The organism is Clostridioides sp. GD02377 (genome assembly GCF_045899875.1).
In the GTDB taxonomy this organism is placed as follows: Bacteria; Bacillota; Clostridia; order Peptostreptococcales; family Peptostreptococcaceae; genus Clostridioides; species Clostridioides difficile_A.
The window spans coordinates 33,858-58,299 of record NZ_JBJODA010000006.1; the positions used below are offsets into that span (position 1 = coordinate 33,858).

The following is a 24,442-nucleotide window of genomic DNA, read 5'->3' on the forward strand; positions in this document are numbered from 1 at the left end:
TTTTAATGAGTATTTTAGAACAATTGGAATCACCAACGTTTAAAGTCACAAAGTCAGATAAATTATTGATAACTTATATAAAAGAGAATATAGAGGATGTATTTTATAAGCCAATATCACAAATAGCGAAAGAAAGTAACATTGGTGAAGCAACTATAACTAGATTTGTAAAAAAGATGAACTTTAGTGGGTTACAAGATTTCAAGGTAACTTTAGCACAAGAGATATCAACCATGAACAAAAAAAATATTATAAATAAAAATATACAAAATGATGAACCAGCTTTGGATACAGCAAAGAAACTTTTAAATTCAAATGTAACTACTTTAGAGAATACTGTAGAGATAATTAATAGTACTGATGTTCACAATTGTGCAAGACTTATAATAAATGCAAAGAAAATTTATTTTATAGGTATTGGATATTCTGGTATAATAGCACAGGATTCAAACTATAAATTTATGAGAATAGGACTTAATTGTGTGAGCTTTGATAGTAGCCATACAATGATAATGATGTCTTCCATAATGGAAGAAGGCGATTTAATTGTAGCGATTTCACATTCTGGTGAAACTGAGGAAATCATAAAAACTGTAAAACTTGCAAGAGATAATAATGCTAAAATTATATCAATAACTGAAAATAAAAACTCTGAATTAAAGGATATTTCAGATGTACACTTATCTTATGTATCAGGAGAAACTGTATTGGAAACTGGTTCAATATCTTCCAAATTAGCACAATTTTTCATTATTGATTTAGTATATACACAGGTAGTAAAAGAACTTTCTAATGAAGCTATTGAAAGAAAAATTAAAACAACAAATGCTATAAAATTGTTTAAAGAATGAATAAAATAAGAAATTTGTAATGTTTTATAGAGCTTTCTTATAAATTTAGGAATGGAGAGATATTACATGTCTAAATTAAAAGATTATAATATTGATAAAGTAATGATTTTTAATAATTTATGTGATAAAACAAAGAATCAACTTAAGGAAAAAGCTAAACTAAAAAGATTACAAAAAAAAGAAATTCTATTTTATGAAAAAGATAGCTTAGACAGTGTTTATGTACTTTTAGATGGAAAAATGTCTATTTTTAAGATAAGTGAAAATGGTGAGAGAAAAGTAATTTTCATATTAAATAGTGGTGAAATTATAAATGATATTACCTTTGATTCTAGTAAAAATTCTACTGTAGGATGTGAGGCATTTGAAAACTCAATTGTAGCTTATTACAGTATAGAAGAATTTTTAGAAATTATGCAAAATGATTTTCAACTTACAAAAGATATTATCTCTTATATGGAAAGAAGAATAAGACGTCTATACAGACAGTTAAAAAATTCTATATCTATAAAAGTAGATAAAAAGCTTGCAGCAAAACTATATAGATTAAGTAAAGAATTTGGAATTTGTTGTGGTGAATGGACTTTACTAAATGTAAACATTACAGTTACATATTTAGCTGACATGCTTGGATGTAAAAGAGAAACTGTTTCTAGAATGGTAAAAGTATTGCAAAAGGAAGAACTTATAAAGATTGATAGTAAAGGCTTTTATGTTAAAGAAATTGAACTATCAAAATACTTTAAAAGCAATTAATTGTAACTAAATAAAGACATTATTAAGAGAATCTATTTATAGATTCTTTTTTATTGTGTAATTCGCCAATATTTGTATTAAGTTTGTTGAAACAGCTGAACTCTGATAGTATAATTAGTTTAACAATAAAAAGTGGATATACATATGTTAACACAGCTTCTAAGAAAAGGATGTATTAAAATGAAAAATAAAAAGTTCATAGGCTATGCTCTAGGTTTTATTTTTATATGTATGTTTGTGATGATTTCGCTTTGGGATTTTACTTGTAATGTTAATTCATTAGTAGAAAAAAATAAAAAAATGCATTTAGAAGAACTAGCATTACAAAGTTCAAACGCTATAAATATCAAACTTAATTCGTTAATCCGATTTATAAATAGTATCTCTAAAACTATTTCAGATTCAGATAGCATGAGGAGAGAAGAATTAATAAAAATATTAAATGATGTATCAAAAGAATCTAATTTTGAAAAAATTTATATTGCATATCCAGATGGTGCTGTTTATAAAGATAATAAAAAAGTAGATAATATATCACAACAGAGTTATTTTAAGAAAGCAATGAAAGGTGAGAGTAATATTTCTGAAATTATAAGTTCACCTGCAAGTAATGAAAGTAGTTTTATGGTAGCATCTCCAATATATAAAAATGATGAAGTAATAGGGGTATTGTATGGGTCTTATTATACAAGCAGATTAAGTGAATTTATAGATGGAAATAGTTTTAATGGAGAAGGACATACTTATGTTTTTGAAAAGTCAGGAAAACTTATCTTAAAGTCTACTCAAAGAAAAACTAATGATGACATAGATAATATTAGTGATTTTTTCAATTCAATTTCTTTTGGAGAAGATTATAATTATAAGAAATTTAGCAGAGATATATCAAACAAGAAAAGTGGATTCATAGAATATAAGTTTAATGGAAAAGATAGATATGCTATATATGCTCAAGTTGGCATAAATGATTGGTATACTTTATCTTTTATTCCAAAATCTTTAGTACTGAAAGATATTTCAGAAATAAACAAACTTGCAATTATATTAACACTTAAAAACTTCATATCACTTTTAGTTTTAATTTTAATTGTATTTTATAAGGAAAAAAAGTCAAAAGATAGAATTGTGAAGGCTAATTTAGAAATATCTTCACTTACTAATAATATACCTGGAGGAGTCTTTAAGTGTACAATAGGAGAAAAATATGAATTTGTATTTTTAAGTGATGGTTTTATAGACCTTTTTGAGTACACTAAAGAAGAGATAAAATCCATATTTGACAATAATTTTTATGATGTAATTTACAAAGGTGATATAGATAGAGTAAAGAAAGAGTTTGAATTTCAACTGTTGAAGTCAAAAGTAGTTGAAGTAGAATATAGGATGATTACTAAAAATGGAAATTTTGTATGGGTTGTAAATAAGTGTGAACTTATAAAAGATTCTGATGGAAAAGAGTATTTTTATTGTGTATTAGTTGATATAACAGATTTAAAAAGAACAGAAGAAGATTTGAAAATTAATGAAGAAAGGCTTAGGATTGCTTTATTTAAGACTTCTAATATAGTATTCGACTATGATGTTAAAACGAAGTCTATACACAATTTTAGTGATGTTTCTTCAATATATGGATTAACGAAAAATGTCAAAAACTCAATAGAATATTTTGTTAATTCAAAAATAATACATAATGACTTTATTGATATTTTTGAGGAATCTTTTAATAAAATCGAAAAAGGTGAAGAAAGTGTAGTGTCTGTGATAAAAATAAAACAAGTTAGTGGCGAATACATATGGAATAGGATGACTTTAACTAATATATTTAGTGAAACAGATATGTCAATTAAAGCAATAGGATTGTTGGAAGATATAAATGAGCAGAAAAAAATTGAAATGCAATATAATCAAGAAGAACAGTATCGAAAAGCTATGTTATCTGAAGCAATTGCAATATATGAAGTTAATTTTTCTCAAGATAAACTTATATCAAATAATATAGATTCTAATAATAATTTAAATTTAAGGATTGATGGCAATTACTCTGATGTAATGAAGAATATTGCTGATGATATAATATTTATTTCAGATAAGGAAAATTTTAAAAATATGTTTCATATTGAAAATGTTTTGGATTCATATAGCAGAGGAGTAAATGAGTTAAAACTGGAATATCGTAGATATGACAATAATGGAGAGCTTTTGTGGGAGCTATGCACAATGCATTTATTTAAAGAACTTCAATCTAATCAGATTAAAGGGTTTGCATATATTAAAGATATAGACAAGCAGAAAAAAGACGAGATGGAGCTTAAATTTAAAGCTGAACGTGACATCTTAACAGGAATTTATAATAAAGGAACAACAGAAATTTTAATAAAGAGATTTATTAGCTTAGAAAGTACAAAAGACAGTGTACATGCATTTTTTATTATTGATTTAGATGATTTTAAATCTATCAATGACAGTCTAGGTCATATTTTTGGTGATAAAGTTTTGGTTGAAGTTTCAACAAAATTAAATTCTATTTTTAGAGAAGATGATATAATTGGACGTATTGGTGGAGATGAGTTTGTAGTTTTTATGAAAAATATAAAAGATACAAAACACATTGAAAATAAAGCAATTGAGTTATGTAATGCATTTAGAAATTATTATACTGGAGAAAATAAGTCGTATAAAGTTTCTTGTAGTATAGGCATATCTGTTATGCCAAATCATGGAATAACCTTTATTGAGTTGTATAAAAAAGCAGATAAGGCACTTTATTATTCAAAACATCGAGGAAAGGACAGATTTATTATATTTAATGATTCTATTTAAGTTTTCAAATATAAACGATTGTTTATGCACTTTAATTAGATATTACATAAAATTAAATAAAAATAAATTAACTGTCTTCATATGATTTAGTCATAAAAGGAGTGGGACTATGAAGAAAAAATATAGATTTATTATTACTTTGGTTGTTTTTTTACTTTTGTTAAATCCATGCTTGATTTTAGCAGATTCTAATAAAGAAAAAGTGAGAGTGGGATATTGGCCTAGTTATGGAATCTCTGTTACAAAGGATGGTAATTTGTATGGATATACCTATGATTATCTTAATGCAATAGCTAAGATAAATAACTGGGAATTAGAATATATATCTTGTGGATGGAGACAAGGATTAGAAATGCTCAGAGAAGGAAAAATTGATATATTTGGAGCATTGCAAAAAAGTGAAGAGCGTGAAAAATATTATGATTATACAGATTTAAACTTTGGATATGAATATGGAGCATTATATGTAAATGAGAGGAACAATAGCATATCATATAATAATCTAAAGGAAATTGATGGAAAAGTGGTAGGGACTGTATCAGATAATCATTTTAAGAGTGTATTTGATGAATACTGTAAAAAAAATAAAATATCTGTAAAATATAAATATATTGAAAGTTCAAAAGAACTTCAAAAAGAACTTGAAAAAGGAACTATTGATATGTTACTTACAGGTAGTATTAGAGATATGCCAAATACAAAGGTAGCTCTACGCTTTTCATCAGAACCTATATATTATGCAACGACTAAAGGTAATAAGAAGATACTAGATGGTTTAAATTATGCATTAAAAGAGATAAAGCGAGAAGATATATATTATGATGGTAATTTGTTTAATAAACATTATAAAGATACTTCAATAGCTTCAGAAGGATTTTCTTTAGAAGAGAAAGAGTATATAAAGAAACATCCTACAGTAAAAGTCGTATCTGGTACAGATACATCACCATTATCTTTTTATGATAAAAATACAAATTCTTATAAAGGAATATCAATAGATATATTAAAATCAATTTCTAAAAACTCAGGTTTAAAATTTGAATATATAAAAGTAGAAAACTTTTCAGAAGGTTTAAAAATGGTTGAAAATGGTGAGGCGGACATATGTGCAAACATGTTTATGTCGCGGAGCACTGAGTTAGAACACAATATTATGTTTACTGATGGATATCTTGAAACTACTATGTTAGGCATAGCAAAAAGAACTATTAGAATGGATGAAAAAACTAAGGTTGCAATGATAAAATGGACAGGAATAGAGTCATTCGTAAAAGAATATTATCCGAACCAAAATGTTATTTTTTATCCAAATGCTAACAAATGTATAGAAGCCATAAAAAAAGGGGAATGTGATATATTTATTGGAAGTAATTATATATTAAATAATATAATTAATACTGACGAATTTGATGGTCTTATGTTTATGCCCATTGAAAATCAAGTTGTAGATATTGGTATAGGTGTTTCTGGAAAAACAAATTCAATATTATTGTCAATACTTAATAAATCTATTAGTAGAGTTACAGAAGAAGAAGTGGCAATTGCAGTTACAGGAAGTACAAAATATTTAGAACATGAAGTTACAATGTTAGATTTTATACAACATAATATGGTGGTATTTATTTTAATGGTAGCATTTATTGTATTCATAATTTCTGCAATATTTATTTTTAATTATAAAAGACAGGTAGAAAAATTAGAAAATGTAGCTTATGTCGACGAAGTAACAGGCATAAGAAGTTTATTGAAGTTTAAAATCGATGCTAATAAGCTTTTTGAGAAATATGGAGTAGATAAATTTGTTATATATTATATTAATATAGATAAGTTTAAGTATATAAATGATATGTTTGGTTTTGAGTTTGGGGATAATATTCTAAAGTACATAGCAAAGCAAATAGGAAAGAGCCTTTTTAAGGACGAGATATATGCAAGACTATCAGATGATAGATTTATTGTAATGACAAAGAAAAATACCATAGAAAATTTAAGAAAAAGAGCAATAGATTTTTTTGAAACAGTTAGTAAAAATAAAGAAAGAACATTCAAAATAGATATAATACTTAAATGTGGTGTATACTTAATTGATAAAGATGATGTCAATATTGATGTAATGATTGACAGGGCTAAGATAGCCTGCCAAACAATAGAAACTAATTATAAAAGTAAGGTAGCTTTTTATGATGATAAAATAAGGCTTTCTATATTGCGTGAGAAAGAGATTGAAAATAATATGGACAATGCACTCTTGAATGAAGAATTTGTAATTTACTTACAACCTAAATTTAATCTAAAAACAGGTGAGATTATAGGCTCAGAAGCTCTTGTTCGTTGGATGCATCCAACTAAAGGGATTATTCCTCCTAGTGATTTTATTCCTTTATTTGAAAAAAATGGTTTTATAGAAAAACTTGACCTATATGTTTGGGATAAGGTATTTAATGTAATGGCAAGATGGTTAGAAAATGGATTAGAAGTGTTACCAATTTCTATGAACGTTTCAAGAATCCATCTAAGTAATAGAAATATAGTAGCCAGTCTGACGTCTTTAATAAAAAAGTATAATGTACCTACATATCTCATTGAACTTGAGTTGACTGAAAGCTTATTTTTATCTAATATAAGTGTTCTCTTAGATATATTAAATGATTTACATGATATTGGATTTATTGTATCTATGGATGATTTTGGAAGTGGATATTCTTCTCTTAGTCTTTTAAAAAAATTATCAATAGATGTATTGAAGATTGATAGAGAATTTTTAAATGAGACGATTACATCTATACGTGGAGAAAAAATTATAAAGAATATAATTAAATTAGGTAAGGATTTAGATATGATAATTGTCGCTGAAGGAATAGAAACTGAAAGTCAACTGAATTTATTAAAAAATGCAGGTTGTGATATTGGACAAGGATATTACTTTGCAAAACCCATGGATATAGAATCTTTTGAAAAACTTGTATTTAAATGATTAGATTTTTAATTAAAGAATATAAATAATAAAAAAAATATTAATAGAGTTTACTAAACTCTATTAATATTTTTTTTTATTTTTGAAACTGTGACAATTATCACAGAAGTATAGAAAATAAAGTGTTAAGATTTAAACAAGATAACAAGTAAGTAAAATTAAAATATAAGAAAGGTGATAAAAATGAAATTAAAATTAGATTCATCTAAATTCAATGAAGGTCTGAAGCATCTAAAAAAAGACTACAAAATATTTGCACCAGTTTTAATACCATTTAAAGGTACTTTTTCAGATACTGACATAATAAGATACCAAGAGGTAAACGATTTCGAAGAAATGGAGTTTGCTCAAAAGGCAAATTTCTCACCAAAAGAAGTGATACTCCCTATAAATCAAGTCTTATTTTATTTTACTGAAAAAGAGTTTAAGGAAAGCGATTTAGACGATAAGAAAATTTTGATTTTCTTAAGAGCTTGTGACATAAATGGAATAAAGAGACTTGATGAAATATATCTAAATAATGGAGAAGAAAAAGACTATTTTTATAAAAACATTAGGGATAAAGTAAAGTTTGTACTTGTAGGATGCAAAGAAAGCTTTAGAAATTGTTTTTGTGTAAGTATGGATTCTAATAAAACTGATAATTATTCAATTGGACTAAATATAGAAGGAAATACTCTATATTTAGATATAAAAGATAGTGAATTTGAAGTATTTAATGGAGAACCAGCTGAATTTAATGTTAATTATGTAACTGAGAATCTAATTTCTGTAGATGTACCAGAGAATATTGATTCAAATGAAATGATAGGAAATTCAATATGGGATGAGTATGATACAAGATGTATTGGATGTGGTAGATGTAATTTTGTATGCCCAACATGTTCATGCTTTACAATGCAGGATATTTTTTATAAGGAAAATGAAAACGTAGGTGAAAGAAGAAGAGTTTGGGCTTCATGTCAAGTAGATGGATATACAGATATAGCAGGTGGAAATTCTTTTAGAAAAAAACAAGGTGAAAGAATGAGATTTAAAGCTATGCATAAAATCAATGATTTCAAAAAAAGATTTGGATATCATATGTGTGTTGGATGTGGAAGATGTGATGATGCCTGTCCACAATACATATCATTTTCAAAATGTATAGAAAAAATAAATGATTTAGTGACTAGTAAGGAGGAAATATAAATGAATTCATATATACCAGTAAGTGCAAAAATAATAGATATAACTAAACACACTGATAAAGAATGGACTTTTAGAGTAAATTGCGATACAAAAGGTGTATTGCCTGGAAAATTCTATGAGATATCTATACCTAAATATGGTGAAAGTCCAATATCAGTATCAGGGTATGGAGAAGACTATATTGACTTTACAATAAGAAATGTAGGGAAAGTTACTAGTGAGTTGTTTAATTATAAAGAAGGCGATTCTTTTTTTATAAGAGGACCTTATGGAAATGGATTTGATGTATCTCTTTATGAAGGAAGAGAAATTGTAGTAGTGGCAGGAGGAAGTGCTTTAGCTCCTGTAAGAGGAATAGTTGAATATTTTTATAACAATAAAGAAAAATGTGAAAAATTTAAACTAATAGTAGGATTTAAATCACCAAAAGATGTTTTATTTGCAGAAGATTTAAAAAGATGGAGTGAAAAACTTGATATCTTAGTTACTGTAGATGGAGCGGATGAAGGATATAATGGAAACGTAGGATTAGTAACAAAATACATACCAGAATTGGATATAAAAGATATAAATAATACTTCTGCAATTGTAGTTGGACCTCCAATGATGATGAAATTTACAGTAGGAGAATTTTTAAAAAGAGATTTAGATGAAAAGAATATTTGGGTTTCTTATGAAAGAAAAATGTGTTGTGGAATAGGTAAATGTGGACACTGTAAGATGGATGATACTTATATATGTTTAGATGGACCAGTATTTGATTATTCATATGCTAAAAATCTTATTGATTAGGGGGCGGAATTTGTGATAAGAGATTTAAATACTAAAAAAGTAATGAAAAATGCTTATAGAATTACAAAAACAAAATATAAAACTTCTTTAAGAGTTAGAGTACCAGGTGGTCTTATTGACCCTGAAAGTTTAACTATAGTTTCTAAAATTGCAAGTGAATATGGTAATGGTCAGATACACATAACTACAAGACAGGGCTTTGAAATATTAGGGATAGATATGGAAGATATGGAAGAAATAAATAAAATTATACAGCCTGTCATTGAAAAAATGAATATAAATCAAAATGAGAAAAATGCAGGGTATCCAGCAGCAGGAACAAGAAATATAGCCGCATGTATAGGAAACAAGGTCTGTCCAAAAGCGCAATATAATACAACTGAATTTGCTAAAAGAATAGAAAAAGCAATATTCCCAAATGATTTACATTTTAAAGTGGCTTTAACTGGATGTCCAAATGATTGTATAAAAGCTAGAATGAATGACTTTGGAATTATTGGTATGGCTTTACCAGTATATGAAAAAGATAGATGCGTAAATTGTGGAGCATGTGTAAAAAAATGTTCTAAAATATCTGTTGGAGCATTAAAAACAGAAAATAATAAGGTCGTAAGAGATGGAGATAAGTGTATAGGATGTGGAGAATGTGTGCTTAATTGTCCAACAAATGCATGGACTAGAGATGAGAAAAAATACTATAGGTTAGCCATAATGGGCAGAACAGGAAAGAAAAATCCTAGGTTAGCAGAAGATTTTCTTTTATGGGCAGATGAGGATAGCATAATAAAGATAATACTTAATACTTATAAATATGTAGAAAAGTATATAGATAAAGATGCTCCAGGAGGAAAAGAGCATATAGGATATATAATTGATAGAACAGGATTTATGGAGTTTAAAAAGTGGGCACTTGAAGGAGTTCAACTTCCAGAAGTAACTAAGATGCATGAAAATATATACTGGAGTGGTGTTAAATATTAATAAATTAATTAAAATACATGTTTGAGTAAATTAAAAATTAAATAGAAGGAAGAGGGAATTATGCATAAAGAAACTTTGGATAAATTAACTAACGCAGCTATAAATAAAGTAAATTTGTTAAATATGAGTAAAGTAAAATATTTAGTATCTTCTGCATTTGCGGGCCTTTATGTAGGAATAGGTATACTTTTAATATTTACTATTGGAGGACTTTTAACTGATGCAGGCTCACCTATGACTAAGATAGTAATGGGATTATCATTTGCAATAGCACTTAGTTTGGTTGTAATGACAGGGACTGAACTATTTACTGGTAATAATATGGTTATGTCGGCTGGTATGTTAAATAAAGGTGTAAGTATAAAAGATACTTCAAAGATATGGATATATAGTTGGGTAGGAAATTTAATTGGAGCTTTGATTTTAGGTCTTATATTTGTAGGAACTGGTCTAGTAGACAAAGGACCTGTAGCTGAATTTTTTGCGAATACGGCAGCAAGTAAAGCTTCCATGCCGTTTATGGCTCTTTTCTTTAGAGGAATTTTATGTAATATTCTAGTATGTGTATCAGTATTATGTTCATTTAGAACTAATAGTGATAGTGCAAAAATAATTATGATATTCTTATGTTTATTTGCTTTTATAACATCAGGTTTTGAACACAGTGTAGCAAATATGACAGTTTATAGTGTTTCATTATTTTCATCAGCAATAAAAACAGTTAGTATTGGAGGAGCTATTTATAATTTAGTAGCTGTTACACTTGGAAATATTGTTGGAGGAGCTTTATTTATGGGGTTGGGTACTTATATATTAGGTAAAGAAAAACTCAAATAAATTTATTGTATAAACAAAATAACTCTCTTAATAAATATAACTTCAGTATTATTAAGAGAGTTATTTTTATTTTTTGAAAAAATATTTGAAAGAAAAATCATATGGGAGCATGTGAATTTATATGAATATATACATAATAAAGTGTGTGATATTATGAATTATATATATATATTGATTTATAAAAGTTAGAATCCTTCCGTAAAAAAGACGATTTTGAATAAGGGAACAAATGTGATAAAATAGGTCTTGTTGAAATTTTTAGGGGGGATATGATGACAAAAAAACTGGTAATATCAAAAACAAAAATGTTTATTTTTATAATAGCATTTATTTCTGTATTTATATATTTATTTGGAAGTAAGAATACACTAATAGGCGTAGGTATAGTAACGGCTATGTTGACACTATTAGAAAGAGATTTAACCATTTCTCCAATTAAAAATTTACTAAAATATTTAGCAATAAATATAATTTTAGGAGTATTATCATTTTTTGCAGTACAAAATATGTATTTAGGAATTTTATTAAATTTTATAGCATTATTTATAATAGGATATGTGTTTAGTTATGACCTAAAAAGAGCAGTATATGTACCTTTTGGTCTAATGTATATATTTATGGTAAGTATACCTGTAGGAATAAGTGAACTTCCTATGAGATTGTCAGCTTTAGCTATTGGCGCAGTTACAATAATGATTGCCCAGTTTGTTATGAACAGAAATAGAATGAAAAACGTTGGTGATAAGGAACTAATATCTATATGTGATGAACTGTTAGAAAAAATTAGTCTTTTAAAAAATATTATTAATGATGATAATTCTATAAATAAATCTCATATTAGAAAAATGGATAGTTGTAATTATAGAATAAACTCTATATCCAAAAGTCTTAAAATGGTTATTTTTGATAACAGAAAAGATGACTTTTATATAAGTATTAAAGGAATAGACATAATAAATATTTTATTTTCATTAGAAAGAATAAATTTAATACTGGACAGATATAAGACAGATAGTAAAGAATTTGAGGATGAAGATATAAAAAATATTATAGAAGAAAGTAACACCAATAGTAAAGCAGACGTATTAACTGTAGGGTTTAAAGAAGTAAACTATATTAAAATGTGCTTAGAAAATAAAGATACAATAAGTGATAAAGAAATATTAGGATTTAGAGATTATGTTATTGCTCAAGATACTAAAAATATAAATTTAAAAGAAATTTATAATGTGTTAGAAAATTTATATGAATTTTTATTAGATTATAAAAAAGTAAAAACAAGAGATGAAAAAAAGGCTGAAAGAAAATCAAAGATACCAAAGGAATTTAAAAGACTATCAATATACAAGAAAAACTTCAATTTAAACTCTATAAGATTTTCTTATGCAGTAAAGATTGCTTTAGCTACATCTATAGCTGGATTTATTATGGACTATTTCCATTTAAGAGATGGGAGATGGATAATGTTAACTGTGTTCTCATTAACACAACCTTATGCAGAAAATTGCATTCAAAGATCTAGAAAAAGAATAGAAGGTACACTTGTGGGAGCTATAATATTTATTGTTTCATTTTCAATAATAAAAGATAGTACATTAAGGTCATTAATAGTTCTCTTAGCAGGATATATAAACTCTTATGTAGTTGATTACAGGAAATTAATGATGTGTGTAACTGTTTCAGCTCTTGGCTCAGCAGTAGTTATGGGAGACCCTAATGTTTTAACCATAAGTAGGATTTCATATGTGGCATTAGGAGCCATTATTGCATTAATAGTAAATAAGTTTATATTACCATATGATGCTAAAACTGGTTATCAACATGTCATAGACATGTATAAAGGAATAGTTAAAAATATAATTGATGAAGTCAATAATTCTATAGAAAATGTGACTAATACTTATTACATAAAGAATTTATTATTGGTACCATCACTTATTGAAGATAGAATTATGTTGATAAATGCTATATATAAAGATAAATATCAAGAAGATTTTTTAGAAAATCAGAGATTACTAATAAGTAATATGTATAATCTATATATAAATATTAATAAGAATAAAATTAAAGATGAAGATATAGAAAAAATATTGAGAGATACTAATTATATTTCAAATTACAATGCAGATAAGTATGATGAAGGAAGAATGATAATCTTAGAAAGTATTAAAAATTCTAAGAATATAGGTGACAAGATAATTTGTCTAAATTTGCTACAGACTTTAAATGGTGTCAACGAAATGTATAGAATAAGTGATATCACTAGAGTTTCAATAGAAGAAACAGCATAGATATTGATTTAATTAAACCATGAAATAGTCATATATTTAGAATAAAGTATATGACTATTTATTTTATATAAGATTAAAAAAATAGTATATAAAAAGCAAAAAACATATATTTATGAATTTTGTATGAAAATAGTTAAAATATTGATTTTTTTCATTGGTTGAAAAAACAATTTACTTAGGATAAACTATAATAGTATTCAAATATTATGGGGGTTAGATTTATGAGTAAAGATGTAAAGGTAAAGCGTAATAAGAAATATGATACATTTAGTATAACTATGGAACTTGAGAGACCTTTACTTTATGATGAGGTTGAAAACAAAGATGATAAAAATAATAATAATAAAAAACTTAATATAAAGAATAAAATATTCAAGGGAATAGGTATACTATTTGTATTGATTTTACTTGGTTTTTTCATATGGATAAATAAAACATATGAACCTCAAAAACTAGCAAAAGAAGCTTTGGTTAGTAATAGTAAAGTAGAGGTAACTGTAAATGGAAATATTTCATTTACACCAAAAGGAAGAAAAGTTTCAAAAGGTTTAATTTTCTATCCAGGGGCTAAAGTAGAAATAGAATCTTATGCACCACTTGCTAGAAAAATAGCAGAAAGTGGATATGAGGTAGTAATTGTAAAGATGCCACTTAATATAGCCTTACTTGGAACCAACAAAGCTCAGAAAGTTATGGATTCTTACAACAATATAGAGCATTGGGTAATAGGAGGCCATTCGTTAGGAGGAGTTGCAGCAGCAAATTTTGCACGTGATAATAAATTAATCGATGGAGTTGTATTTTTATCTTCTTATCCAATGGGTGATGAGCTGAAACAGCTAGGCAAAAAAGTTATATCTATATGGGGAAGTAAAGATGGTGTAGTCAATTTTAAAAGTCTTGTAGAATCAAAACAAAAACTTCCTGATGATACAACTTATGTTGAAATTGAAGGTGGAAATCATGCACAATTTGGAGATTATGGAAAACAAAAAGGAGATAACGATGCTATTATAAGTCAAGAAAAGCAACTTAATATTACTGCTAATAGTATTATTAAATTTTTAAAGAATATATCTTAAATTAAAATTTAAAGTCTATAATTATATAAAGTATTATTTTAATTAAATATTAATAATATAATATAATAGAATTAAGATTCGATTACAAGGGGGATTTTAATATGGAATATGATATGCCACTGTATAGACCACCAAGTGAGGCTTATAGTCTTATAATACAAGTCACACTAGGATGTTCTCACAACAAATGTACATTTTGTAGCATGTACAAGTCAAAAAAATTTAAAATAAAGCCATTAGAAGTAATAAAAAATGAAATTGATATATTTAGAAGACATTATAGACATGTAGAAAGAATATTTTTAGCAGATGGAGATGCATTGATAATACCAATGGAGAAATTAAGAGATATAATCTTATATGTAAAAGAAGTTTTTCCAGAATGTGAAAGAATTACTTTATATGGCTCACCTAAATCTATAGAGAAAAAATCTGATGCTGAACTTAAAGAGTTAAGAGAACTTGGTGTTAAGATGATTTATTTAGGACTTGAAAGTGGAAATGATGATGTATTAGAAGATATTAAAAAAGGATTTAATAGTGAACAATTAATAAAAGTTGGTAAAAAAGTTAAAAAAAGTGGTATCAAATTATCATCTACAGTAATAGCAGGTATTGGAGGAACTAAAAAAACACATCAGCATGCAGTTGACACTGGAAAAATGTTAGGAGCAATTTCTCCAGACTATGTTGGTGTACTTAGTTTAATGGTAGAACCTAATACTGAACTTTATGATTTACTTCAGGCAGGAGAATTTACAATATTGGAAGATAAAGCTGTATTACAAGAAATTAAAGAGATGATAAAAAATATAGATGCCAGTGAAAAAATTGTATTTAGAAGTAATCATGCATCTAACTATGTTAACTTAAAAGGTATATTACCTGATGATAAGCAGCGTTTAATTGATGAGATTGATTACTATCTAAGTAATCAAAAATTAAAAAGAGAAGAATATAGAAGGTTGTAGTTTTTACCTATCAATACATATTGATTGATAAGTAAAATGCTAAAATTGTCTAGATTGAAAAAATTATGCTACATTAATAGCCATTTACTATTAATGTAGCATGATTTTTTTGTAAGAAGATATAAGTATGATTCATAGAAAATATCTATTAATAATGATTAAAACATGCACTGGTTTAATATATTTCTTAGCATTATAATAAATACATAAATTTAATTTATAAAAATTGCAAATATAAAATGTGTGGAGGAATAGAAATGAAAAAATATCAAAATATCTTTGAGTCATTAACTATAAAAAGGATGAATGTAAAAAATAGAATAGTTATGCCACCAATGGGGACAAATTTTGGTGGTGAAAGTGGAGAATTTAAAGATGAACATATCAAATATTATGAACAAAGAGCAAAAGGGGGAACAGGGCTTATAATAGTAGAAAATGCTTGTGTGGATTTCCCTTTAGGTTCTAATGGAACAACGCAGATAAGAATAGACCATGATAGATATATACCTGCTTTATATAAATTAACAGAGACCCTACATAAGTATAACACATGTGTAGCAATACAAATTAATCATTCAGGAGCTTCTGCTATGCCAGATAGGATAGATGGTTTAGTTCCTGTATCTTCTTCAAATGTACCTTCAAAAAAAGGAGGAGCAATTCCTAGAGAACTAGATATAGAAGAAATTTTAAATATCGCAAAAAAATATGGAGAGGCAGCTAAGAGGGCTCAAATAGCAGGTTTTGATGCAGTTGAGATACATGCAGGTCATTCATACTTAATAAGTCAATTTTTATCTCCAATTTATAATAAGCGTACTGATGACTTTGGTGGAAATATTGAAAATAGAAGTAGATTTGCAAAACTAGTGATTGATAAAGTTAGAGAAGAGGTAGGTCCATTATTTCCAATATCTTTAAGAATAAGTGCTGATGAATTTATGGAAGAAGGAAATACTCTGGCTGATACTCTAAAAGTTCTAGAATATTTAGATGAAGAAGTGGATATATACAATGTATCAGTAGCATTAAATGATTCTATACAATTTCAAATAGATAAGATGACACTGGAAGATGGATGGCGTTCATACATATCTAAAGCAGTTAAAGAAAAATTTGGTAGACCAACTATAGTAACAGGAAATATACGAAATCCAGAAATAGCATCAAAAATACTTGAAAATGGTGAAGCAGATTTTATAGGTATTGGTAGAGGTCTCATAGCTGATTCTAATTGGGTTGAAAAAGTACAAAATGGAAAAGAAGATTCAATAAGAAAGTGTATTTCATGTAATATAGGATGTGCAGGTAATAGGATTGGCTCAAATAGACCTATTAGATGTACAGTAAATCCAGATTTAATAAATGGAGAAGAATATACACAAAGAAAGGTAAACAAAAAAACAAATGTAGTTGTTATAGGAGGAGGAACGGCTGGTCTTGAAGCAGCAGCAACAGCAGCAGAAGTGGGATGCAATGTATTTCTCGTAGAAGAAAAAGAAGAGATAGGAGGACTTGCTAAAGTAATATCGACTTTTCCAGATAAAATGAGAATACACGATTTTCCAAAGTATTTGACACAAAGAGTTAATAAATTAAAAAATTTAATTATATTTAGAAATACAAAAGCTGATATTAAGTTTTTGGAAAATTTAAAGCCTGACATAATTGTAAATGCTACAGGCTCAAGACCATTGATTCCTCCAATAACTGGCTTATTGGATAGAATAGATAGAGAAGGAGAAAATGTAAGTTCCATATTCAAACTGTTTGATGATATAGAATCTTTCAAAACGGAAGATTTGAGAGCTAAGAAAGTAGTTGTTATAGGAGGAGGAGCTGTTGGATTAGATGTTGTAGAATTCTTTTCAGAAAATAAGGCTAAAACTTGTATAGTTGAGATGTTGCCAGTAGTAGGAAAAGATTTAGACCCTATAACAAAGGTGACAATGGATAAAATGCTAAAAGATTACAATGTTGATGTATATACAAATACACGATTATTAGAAGTTGGGAAAAATACTTTTAAAGTAAAGAAAGATGAAGAAGAATTTTTGCTAGATTTTGATTACGGATTTATATGCTTAGGTATGAGTTCTAATAATCCAATTTTAAGTGATTTAAAGGAGTATTTTGAACCAAGAAATGTGGAAATTTTAAACATAGGAGATAGCAAAGTTGCTAGAAGAATAATAGATGGGGTTAGGGAAGGAAGAAATATAATAACAATATTAGAAAAATTAAATCTTTTATAGGTAATAAAAAGTAAAGTAACCTTGTATAAAGTTACTTTACTTTTTGATTATGAATTTTAATACTATTTTATTTTTTTATGTATTAAAGGCAATACAATAGCTCTAAATAATCTCTTATAAAGATAATAACTAAAATTAAGTTTAATATAAATAGTCATCAAATATTAAACTAATTTATCAATATCTCCTGATTGGATATAATCAATATTTGATTGAATTTTTTTGTATGGCCAATTCCACCATTTAATTTCTAATAACTTTGAAATTGTATCATCACTAAATCTTTTTTTTATGACTTTTGCAGGTATGCCTCCAACAATAGAATATGGTGGAACATCATTAGTAACTACTGCTCTTGTTCCAATAATTGCACCATCACCAATATGTACTCCTGACATAATTATGGAATCATACCCTATCCATACATCATTTCCAATTACAATATCGCCTTTATTGTCCCATGCATCTTTTATATGGCAGACATCTAAGCCCCATTCTTCATAAAAGATAGGAAAGGTATAAGTAGACTGTGATTTCATTGTATGATTTCCACTAGTCATTAAAAATTTTGAATTACATGCTATTGAGCAAAACTTACCAATTATTAATTTATCGTTATTTATTGGGTAATGATATAATACATTGTTTTTCTCAAAATCTCTTGGGGCATTATAAAAGTCATTATATATTGTATAATCTCCAACTTCTATATTTTCTTTTGTGATTATATTTTTAAGGTATACAGTTTGATAATCATTACTTCTTGGGTATATTTTATTTGAATTTGGAATAGTCATGTTTAAATCTCTCCTTTATAATATGTTATGTTTGACTATTCCGTTATTGCAATACATCTCTTCACAGAATCACTCCTTAAATAGCATTTATATTTAAATTTAAATCCATATATTTGATATTTAAAAACAGACTTTTGACTATATAACATTTTATAACAATTGTATATTTAATTGATTATATATCAAGACCATAAAACTTGCAACCACTTAGTATAGATTAAATAAAAAATAATTTTTAATTTGAATTATACGAGTATCTTATATATACTTAATTTTTAATAGTAATTTGACTATAATATCTTGTGTATGGTAGAATTATGATTATATAAATATTAACTTAGTATTTGTATAAACTTATTATCTATGTTAAGTAAATAGATAGTATTTATATGTACTTATTTTTAGGAGGTTTTATTATGAGTCGACTAGAGAGACTCGAAATGAAGAATGTAGAAACTAAGCATTTACAAGAATTCAATCAATTGTTACGTTATGTATTTCAAGTGACAAACCATGATTTACAACAAGTTGGTTGGGAAGAAAGAGAAATAACACTTGCTAAATTACCTGTATTAAGACAAGCCGATGTGCTTGGTTGGTTTGATGAAGATAAACTAGTATCTCAAATAGCCGTTTATCCATTTAAAATCAACATATTTGGTAAAGAATATGATATGGGTGGTCTCACTGGTGTTGGAACATATCCAGAATATTCTAATCTAGGTCTTATGGATAAATTAATGAGACAAGCATTAGCAGATATGCGAGAAAGAAAACAATCTATATCTTACTTATTTCCATATTCAATTCCATACTATCGTCGTAAGGGATGGGAAATAATATCCGATAAAATATCTTTTGAAATTAAGGATACTCAATTACCAAAAACAAAAGTTGTTTCAGGAGAAGTTAAACGTGCAAGCATAGAACATAAAGATATACGAAGTGTCTATGAACGTTTTTCTAAAATGAACCATGCGTGCATGATTAGAAGTGAACTAGCTTGGGAAGAATACTGGCGTTGGGATTTAGAAGAACTGACTTGTGCTATTTATTATGATAAAAATCATAACGCACAAGGTTATGTATTGTATTGGATTTCTGAAGAAATATTCTATATTAAAGAGATGGTATTTGTAGAAGAAGAAGCACGTATAGGATTATGGAATTTTATAAGTGCTCACTTTTCAATGATAAATAAAGTAGTTGGCAATACATATACAGATGAACCATTGGCATTTTTACTTGAAGATGGAGATATTGAAGAAAATATAAAACCATATTTTATGGGAAGAATTGTTGACATAGAACAATTTATAAGTCAATACCCATTTAAGAGACAAGAAAGTGATGTAAAATTAGTTTTTCAGTTGAAAGACCCTTTACTAGATTGGAATACAGGAGTATTTACACTAAATGTTTCTAAAGATGGGAAAGGTATCTTAACTGTTGGTGGTAATAAGGTTGATTTAATGCTTGATATACAAACACTTACAACTATGTTACTTGGCTATAAAAGACCAACGTATCTTCATAAAATAAAACGGATTATTTGTGATAAAGATATAGTCTGTTTATTAGAAAATCTTATTGAGCGTGAAAATCCATACTTCTCAGACTATTTTTAATAAATTTTAAAATTTACCTGGGATTGTGTCATAGTATATGATACAATCCCTTTTCTAGTTCGTTTCTTAGTTTATATCTATTAAATTATTGGTTTTGCTATAATCAATAACAAAATTCTTAAATTCACTAACAGCAGGCGTTAAATATTTATTTTTCATTGTAGCTAAATATATGTATCTTTCATGTATAGGGTTTGCTATGGATAAAATTTTTACATTAAAGTATTTAAGTGCAAAGATATTTGGAACGACAGCTATTCCATAATTAATGGAGACTAGTCCTGCAACGGCAGTATCTTCTTCTGTCTCACAGATAATTTGAGGTTTTACATTGACCTTTTCAAATAGATTATCAATGATTGGTCTAATCCCACTATCTTCGCTGAAGAATATAAAAGGATAATCTTCTGTATCCTTTAAATCTACACTATCATTTGATGCTAAAGGATGGCTATATGGTACTATTACAACCAATTCTTCTTGAAGTATAGCTGTAAAATCTATATTGGATTCATTTGGAACAAAAGAACAAAATGCCAAATCAAATTTCTCATCCTTTAGACCTTGTATAATCTTCTTTGTAGTACCTTGACCAAATGAAAATGAGATATTTTTATTTGACTCTTTTTCTAAAAAATTACCAATTATATTTGGAATGAAGTGAGCACCTAATGTGTAAATAAATCCTAGGTCTACAACACCTTTTGATATACTAGTATATTCTCTAAGTTTTTTTTCTCCTCTTTCCAATTCACCTAATGCTTTATCAACATAGGTTAGAAAAAATTTACCATATTTAGTAAGACGAACATTTCTGCCTTGCTTTTCAAATAAAAAAGTACCCAATTCTTTTTCAAGAGCTGATATAGCATGACTTAAGCTTGGTTGAGTTATAGATAATTGAGTAGCTGCTTTTGTATAATGCTCAACTTTAGCTAAAACTCTGAAGTAATGCAAATGATTTAGGTTCATTGATATTCAATCCCTTCATAAGTAATGAAATTCGAGTTATTTCTACATAATTATACCATAATTTGTAGATTAATTCTATCAACATCGAGAATAATATATATTATATAAAATACAATTTAAAGAATATTATGAATATTATAAAGTATCACAGTAAATTTAACTTTAAATATACTTAATATATGAGATTTATTATATATAATGTATATCATTTTTACTGTATAATAAAGTTGTGGAAAAAAGAGAATCTAAAATCCTATAGGATTTTTATGCATGGAGGAGAGTATGAATAAGATAGTTCAAGTAAAAAATATTAATATAGGAGAAGGCATACCTAAGATTTGTGTACCAGTTATAGGGAAAAACAAAGAAGATATTATAAAAGAGGTTAAATTATTAAAAGAAACTTGTTTGGATATTATAGAATGGCGTGTTGATTTTTTTGAGAATGTGGAAAATATTCAGGAAGTTAAGGATATACTTTATGAATTAAAAAGTTACATATCTGATATACCTTTATTATTTACATTTAGAAATGTAGAGGAAGGGGGAGAAAAATCAATATCAAAAGATTATTATATTACATTGAATAAAGAGATTTCTAATACTGGTTTGGTAGATTTAATCGATGTAGAGTTATTTATAGGAGATGAAATTGTAGATGAAATGGTTGGTTTTGCTCATAAAAATGGAGTGAAAGTAATCATCTCTAATCATGACTTTTATAAAACACCAAAAAAAGAAGAAATTATATCTCGTTTATGTAGAATGCAAGAGCTAGGAGCAGATCTGCCTAAAATAGCTGTTATGCCACAAAATAAAAACGATGTGCTAGTGTTACTTGAAGCTACAAATGAAATGGCTAGAGTTTATGCAGATAGACCAATCATAACAATGTCCATGTCAGGAATTGGAGTTATAAGTCGATTATGTGGGGAAATATTCGGTTCTGCATTGACTTTTGGAGCTTCTAAGAATAGTTCAGCGCCAGGGCAAATATCATTTAAAGAGTTGAATTCAGTACTTAGTTTATTACATAATAGTATTAAATGATTTAAAAACGTGAAAAGTAATATCTTATAAATCAACTATGGCATATTTGAAATATGCCATTAAAACACTATAAATTATATATGTAATACAAGAGTATTACTCTGTTTTTTGAGTATTGTACATTACAACATTTGTATCTATCATCATCTATTACACTAGAATGTACAGGATACTTATTTTCATTTAACCAATATTTTTGCATATTCTTAGTCCAAGATTTTGGGAATTTAAATACTTTTTTGTTTATTATAATATCTTCATCTTCAAAAATATTAACTTCTTTTTCAATTTTTATTTTTCTACTATATATTTTATTGATGGATTCTTTATCTAGTTTTACATCCCTATACATATCAGGACAGTAACAACAAACATAATTTCTGTTTTTTCGACGTTTAAATTTTACAACTTTTTCTATGCTAATTTCTAATTTTTCTATATCGTCTTTTATGAATTTAATATCTTCTATATTGTCACTTGAAAAAAGTTCTGTCAATCTTAGAGTATCTACAGTTTCTCTAATTATCTGTTTTTTATAAGAGCAAAGCTCATTTCCCAAAATAAGGTTTAACTTATTAAGTATGTAGTCATTTTTATATTTAAACATCTTGATTTTTTCTAATTCAGTGTTATCTTTAAATTTCAACTTTTCATACCTAAAATTGATTTTGCTAAAAAGAGTATATTCTACATCAATATATTCTTTTGCAATCTTAAATTTATCGCTACCTTCAATCACAATCATAGCCTATCTCCAATCGTTTTATATTAAAATAAGGCCATAGAACATGGTCTAATAGTGCTAATTAGCACTATAAGACAATGTTAACACAAAAAGACAAAAAAAGGTTATTTATTTCAAATAACCTTTTTGTTTATATAAAATATAAAGAATCTATATTCTATTCTTTTTTACTATATCTATAATCTGCAATATCAGATTTAGCTCTCTCGAATTTAAGTCTTTTAACGCTTCATTTATATCATTTTCTAAATATGTCTTTCCAATGGGAGTAATATCTTTTATAAGAGTATCTGCAGAGATATTTAATACACTTACAAATTTTATGAATGTTTTAAGACTTGGATTCTTCTTACCACTTTCTATTTGATTTATATACCAAGGTGATACTCCAACCATATTTGCAAACTCTTTTGAAGTTAAATTCGCTTTTTTACGTTCTTCTTTAAGTCTTTTACCTATACAATTCATTACTGTCATTACTTTCCTCACTTATATTTCTTTGTATTTAATAATGCATTTTATTAACTCTAACATTGCGGCTTGTTCCTTTTCAGTTAATTTATTAATCATTTCATAACATTCCAAAGGTATAGAGTTATCAATGCCTTCTGCTGTAATAATATTTGCAAATAACAATTCAAGTGGTATATTCAAAGCAGTAGCGATTTTCATTATAATATTGATGGATGTATTTGTTTCAGCTCTCTCAATCTGACCAATATATGTTGTATGTAAACCTGCTTTTTCTGCTAGAAATTCTTGACTATATCCCATTTTTGTTCTATAGACTTTTATTCTATCTCCTATTATTTTTCCTATATTTGCCAATTATTATCCCTCCACCTTAGATTATATTCATAGTTTAAGTTGTTTTATATAGACTATTTATACTTTTTTAGTCTGAATATAGACTATATATGTTTTTAAACTGAAATATATGCTATTTATTTTGCATAGTCTGTATCTACAATAAACAAATATGGATAAATTACATTTTTAATTAGACAAATATTTTTCATAATTTCATACCCGTACTACAATAATAAAACGAATTAATAATATGTTAATTATAGCATTTTTTATTATAATTACATATTATATATGTAGAATATATTTTGAAAATTTGAATAATTTTGTATTTGACAATGTTAGATGATTGAAATATGTAAAAATTTTTTGATAAGTATTTGAAATATGACTATTATGTTAGTAGATTTGGTATTTTTAAATATAATAAATAGATATAAAATAGAAAAGTGATTATAATAGATGAGAATGTATACAATAGGATTTAATAAAAATATATAATTAAATGGATAATAAAAATATATAATTAAATAAATAATGGAAATATATGGTGTTAGTTTTAATAATAAAAAGATAAGTATACAATTCTTTAGAAATATAAGTTATATGTAATCTTATCTAAGAGTGATAATTTTATAA

The 24,442-nt window shown here is 26.7% G+C and carries 19 protein-coding genes; 14 read left to right on the forward strand and 5 right to left on the reverse strand.

The genetic code is table 11. The annotated features are described in order from the left end of the window. Positions 1 to 5 precede the first annotated feature (5 nt). From Q3304_RS06425 to Q3304_RS06480, 12 genes are all read left to right on the forward strand, one after another. Positions 6 to 851 carry a MurR/RpiR family transcriptional regulator gene (locus Q3304_RS06425; RefSeq protein ID WP_054270699.1) on the forward strand — a complete coding sequence of 282 codons (846 nt, stop codon included), beginning with the start codon at positions 6 to 8 and terminating at the stop codon, positions 849 to 851. Between the two features lie 66 nt (positions 852 to 917). Then, positions 918 to 1,607 carry a Crp/Fnr family transcriptional regulator gene (locus tag Q3304_RS06430; protein ID WP_054270698.1) on the forward strand — a complete coding sequence of 230 codons (690 nt, stop codon included), beginning with the start codon at positions 918 to 920 and terminating at the stop codon, positions 1,605 to 1,607. Between the two features lie 180 nt (positions 1,608 to 1,787). Beyond that, positions 1,788 to 4,427, forward strand: a complete 2,640-nt coding sequence (locus tag Q3304_RS06435; RefSeq protein WP_407813896.1) for a GGDEF domain-containing protein — start codon at positions 1,788 to 1,790, stop codon at positions 4,425 to 4,427. Positions 4,428 to 4,536: 109 nt separating this feature from the next. Further along, a complete protein-coding gene (locus tag Q3304_RS06440; protein ID WP_407813895.1) occupies positions 4,537 to 7,401 on the forward strand; it encodes an EAL domain-containing protein in 2,865 nt (954 codons plus the stop codon). A 183-nt stretch (positions 7,402 to 7,584) separates the two neighbouring features. Continuing rightward, positions 7,585 to 8,592 carry an anaerobic sulfite reductase subunit AsrA gene (gene asrA, locus Q3304_RS06445; protein ID WP_054270695.1) on the forward strand — a complete coding sequence of 336 codons (1,008 nt, stop codon included), beginning with the start codon at positions 7,585 to 7,587 and terminating at the stop codon, positions 8,590 to 8,592. Next, positions 8,593 to 9,384, forward strand: coding sequence for an anaerobic sulfite reductase subunit AsrB (gene asrB, locus Q3304_RS06450; protein WP_054276977.1), 792 nt, complete (start codon positions 8,593 to 8,595; stop codon positions 9,382 to 9,384). It abuts the gene before it with no gap. Between the two features lie 12 nt (positions 9,385 to 9,396). After that, a complete protein-coding gene (gene asrC / locus Q3304_RS06455) occupies positions 9,397 to 10,365 on the forward strand; it encodes a sulfite reductase subunit C (RefSeq protein WP_054270693.1) in 969 nt (322 codons plus the stop codon). Positions 10,366 to 10,425: 60 nt separating this feature from the next. Continuing rightward, positions 10,426 to 11,202, forward strand: a complete 777-nt coding sequence (locus Q3304_RS06460) for a formate/nitrite transporter family protein (RefSeq protein WP_054270692.1) — start codon at positions 10,426 to 10,428, stop codon at positions 11,200 to 11,202. A 272-nt stretch (positions 11,203 to 11,474) separates the two neighbouring features. After that, complete coding sequence (locus Q3304_RS06465; protein ID WP_407813894.1) at positions 11,475 to 13,493, forward strand: FUSC family protein; 2,019 nt, start codon at positions 11,475 to 11,477, stop codon at positions 13,491 to 13,493. A gap of 221 nt (positions 13,494 to 13,714) precedes the next feature. Next, positions 13,715 to 14,575: an alpha/beta hydrolase gene (locus Q3304_RS06470; protein ID WP_054270690.1), complete on the forward strand. Its 861-nt coding sequence runs from the start codon at positions 13,715 to 13,717 to the stop codon at positions 14,573 to 14,575. A gap of 101 nt (positions 14,576 to 14,676) precedes the next feature. Beyond that, positions 14,677 to 15,546 (forward strand): radical SAM protein, encoded by an 870-nt coding sequence (locus Q3304_RS06475; protein WP_054270689.1) that lies wholly within the window; start codon positions 14,677 to 14,679, stop codon positions 15,544 to 15,546. A 257-nt stretch (positions 15,547 to 15,803) separates the two neighbouring features. Then, a complete protein-coding gene (locus Q3304_RS06480) occupies positions 15,804 to 17,804 on the forward strand; it encodes an FAD-dependent oxidoreductase (protein WP_407813893.1) in 2,001 nt (666 codons plus the stop codon). A gap of 164 nt (positions 17,805 to 17,968) precedes the next feature. Here the strand turns inward: Q3304_RS06480 and Q3304_RS06485 are convergent, their stop codons facing one another. Continuing rightward, entirely contained in the window at positions 17,969 to 18,601 is a 633-nt protein-coding gene (locus Q3304_RS06485; RefSeq protein ID WP_407813892.1) for a CatB-related O-acetyltransferase, read from the reverse strand. Positions 18,602 to 19,017: 416 nt separating this feature from the next. On the opposite strand from Q3304_RS06485, the gene eis reads away from it, so the two are divergent. Next, a complete protein-coding gene (gene eis, locus Q3304_RS06490) occupies positions 19,018 to 20,229 on the forward strand; it encodes an enhanced intracellular survival protein Eis (RefSeq protein WP_407813891.1) in 1,212 nt (403 codons plus the stop codon). Positions 20,230 to 20,295: 66 nt separating this feature from the next. Here eis and Q3304_RS06495 read toward each other — a convergent pair whose 3' ends face one another. Further along, the gene (locus Q3304_RS06495) at positions 20,296 to 21,201 is read right to left on the reverse strand and encodes a LysR family transcriptional regulator (RefSeq protein WP_407813890.1); all 906 of its coding nucleotides are present in this window, start codon (positions 21,199 to 21,201) and stop codon (positions 20,296 to 20,298) included. A 282-nt stretch (positions 21,202 to 21,483) separates the two neighbouring features. Here Q3304_RS06495 and aroD point away from each other — a divergent pair, with 282 nt between their 5' ends. Then, on the forward strand, positions 21,484 to 22,251 hold the full coding sequence (gene aroD / locus Q3304_RS06500; protein WP_074179745.1) for a type I 3-dehydroquinate dehydratase: 768 nt from the start codon (positions 21,484 to 21,486) through the stop codon (positions 22,249 to 22,251). 67 nt (positions 22,252 to 22,318) lie between these two features. Here aroD and Q3304_RS06505 read toward each other — a convergent pair whose 3' ends face one another. The 3 genes from Q3304_RS06505 to Q3304_RS06515 form a co-directional block, all read right to left on the reverse strand. Beyond that, positions 22,319 to 22,996 carry a hypothetical protein gene (locus tag Q3304_RS06505; protein ID WP_054270683.1) on the reverse strand — a complete coding sequence of 226 codons (678 nt, stop codon included), beginning with the start codon at positions 22,994 to 22,996 and terminating at the stop codon, positions 22,319 to 22,321. Between the two features lie 150 nt (positions 22,997 to 23,146). Beyond that, positions 23,147 to 23,473: a helix-turn-helix transcriptional regulator gene (locus tag Q3304_RS06510; RefSeq protein WP_223195593.1), complete on the reverse strand. Its 327-nt coding sequence runs from the start codon at positions 23,471 to 23,473 to the stop codon at positions 23,147 to 23,149. A gap of 12 nt (positions 23,474 to 23,485) precedes the next feature. Further along, positions 23,486 to 23,824, reverse strand: a complete 339-nt coding sequence (locus Q3304_RS06515; RefSeq protein WP_054270682.1) for a helix-turn-helix domain-containing protein — start codon at positions 23,822 to 23,824, stop codon at positions 23,486 to 23,488. Between the last annotated feature and the right edge of the window lie 618 nt (positions 23,825 to 24,442).

What these genes read in the sequence shown, in the direction of transcription:
- Q3304_RS06425 (WP_054270699.1), top strand. Translation starts at nt 6, where the DNA reads ATGAGTATTTTAGAACAATTGGAATCACCAACGTTTAAAGTCACAAAG.
- Q3304_RS06430 (WP_054270698.1), top strand. Translation starts at nt 918, where the DNA reads ATGTCTAAATTAAAAGATTATAATATTGATAAAGTAATGATTTTTAAT.
- Q3304_RS06435 (WP_407813896.1), top strand. Translation starts at nt 1,788, where the DNA reads ATGAAAAATAAAAAGTTCATAGGCTATGCTCTAGGTTTTATTTTTATA.
- Q3304_RS06440 (WP_407813895.1), top strand. Translation starts at nt 4,537, where the DNA reads ATGAAGAAAAAATATAGATTTATTATTACTTTGGTTGTTTTTTTACTT.
- asrA (WP_054270695.1), top strand. Translation starts at nt 7,585, where the DNA reads ATGAAATTAAAATTAGATTCATCTAAATTCAATGAAGGTCTGAAGCAT.
- asrB (WP_054276977.1), top strand. Translation starts at nt 8,593, where the DNA reads ATGAATTCATATATACCAGTAAGTGCAAAAATAATAGATATAACTAAA.
- Q3304_RS06460 (WP_054270692.1), top strand. Translation starts at nt 10,426, where the DNA reads ATGCATAAAGAAACTTTGGATAAATTAACTAACGCAGCTATAAATAAA.
- Q3304_RS06465 (WP_407813894.1), top strand. Translation starts at nt 11,475, where the DNA reads ATGACAAAAAAACTGGTAATATCAAAAACAAAAATGTTTATTTTTATA.
- Q3304_RS06470 (WP_054270690.1), top strand. Translation starts at nt 13,715, where the DNA reads ATGAGTAAAGATGTAAAGGTAAAGCGTAATAAGAAATATGATACATTT.
- Q3304_RS06475 (WP_054270689.1), top strand. Translation starts at nt 14,677, where the DNA reads ATGGAATATGATATGCCACTGTATAGACCACCAAGTGAGGCTTATAGT.
- Q3304_RS06480 (WP_407813893.1), top strand. Translation starts at nt 15,804, where the DNA reads ATGAAAAAATATCAAAATATCTTTGAGTCATTAACTATAAAAAGGATG.
- Q3304_RS06485 (WP_407813892.1), bottom strand. Translation starts at nt 18,601, where the DNA reads ATGACTATTCCAAATTCAAATAAAATATACCCAAGAAGTAATGATTAT.
- eis (WP_407813891.1), top strand. Translation starts at nt 19,018, where the DNA reads ATGAGTCGACTAGAGAGACTCGAAATGAAGAATGTAGAAACTAAGCAT.
- Q3304_RS06495 (WP_407813890.1), bottom strand. Translation starts at nt 21,201, where the DNA reads ATGAACCTAAATCATTTGCATTACTTCAGAGTTTTAGCTAAAGTTGAG.
- aroD (WP_074179745.1), top strand. Translation starts at nt 21,484, where the DNA reads ATGAATAAGATAGTTCAAGTAAAAAATATTAATATAGGAGAAGGCATA.
- Q3304_RS06505 (WP_054270683.1), bottom strand. Translation starts at nt 22,996, where the DNA reads ATGATTGTGATTGAAGGTAGCGATAAATTTAAGATTGCAAAAGAATAT.
- Q3304_RS06510 (WP_223195593.1), bottom strand. Translation starts at nt 23,473, where the DNA reads ATGACAGTAATGAATTGTATAGGTAAAAGACTTAAAGAAGAACGTAAA.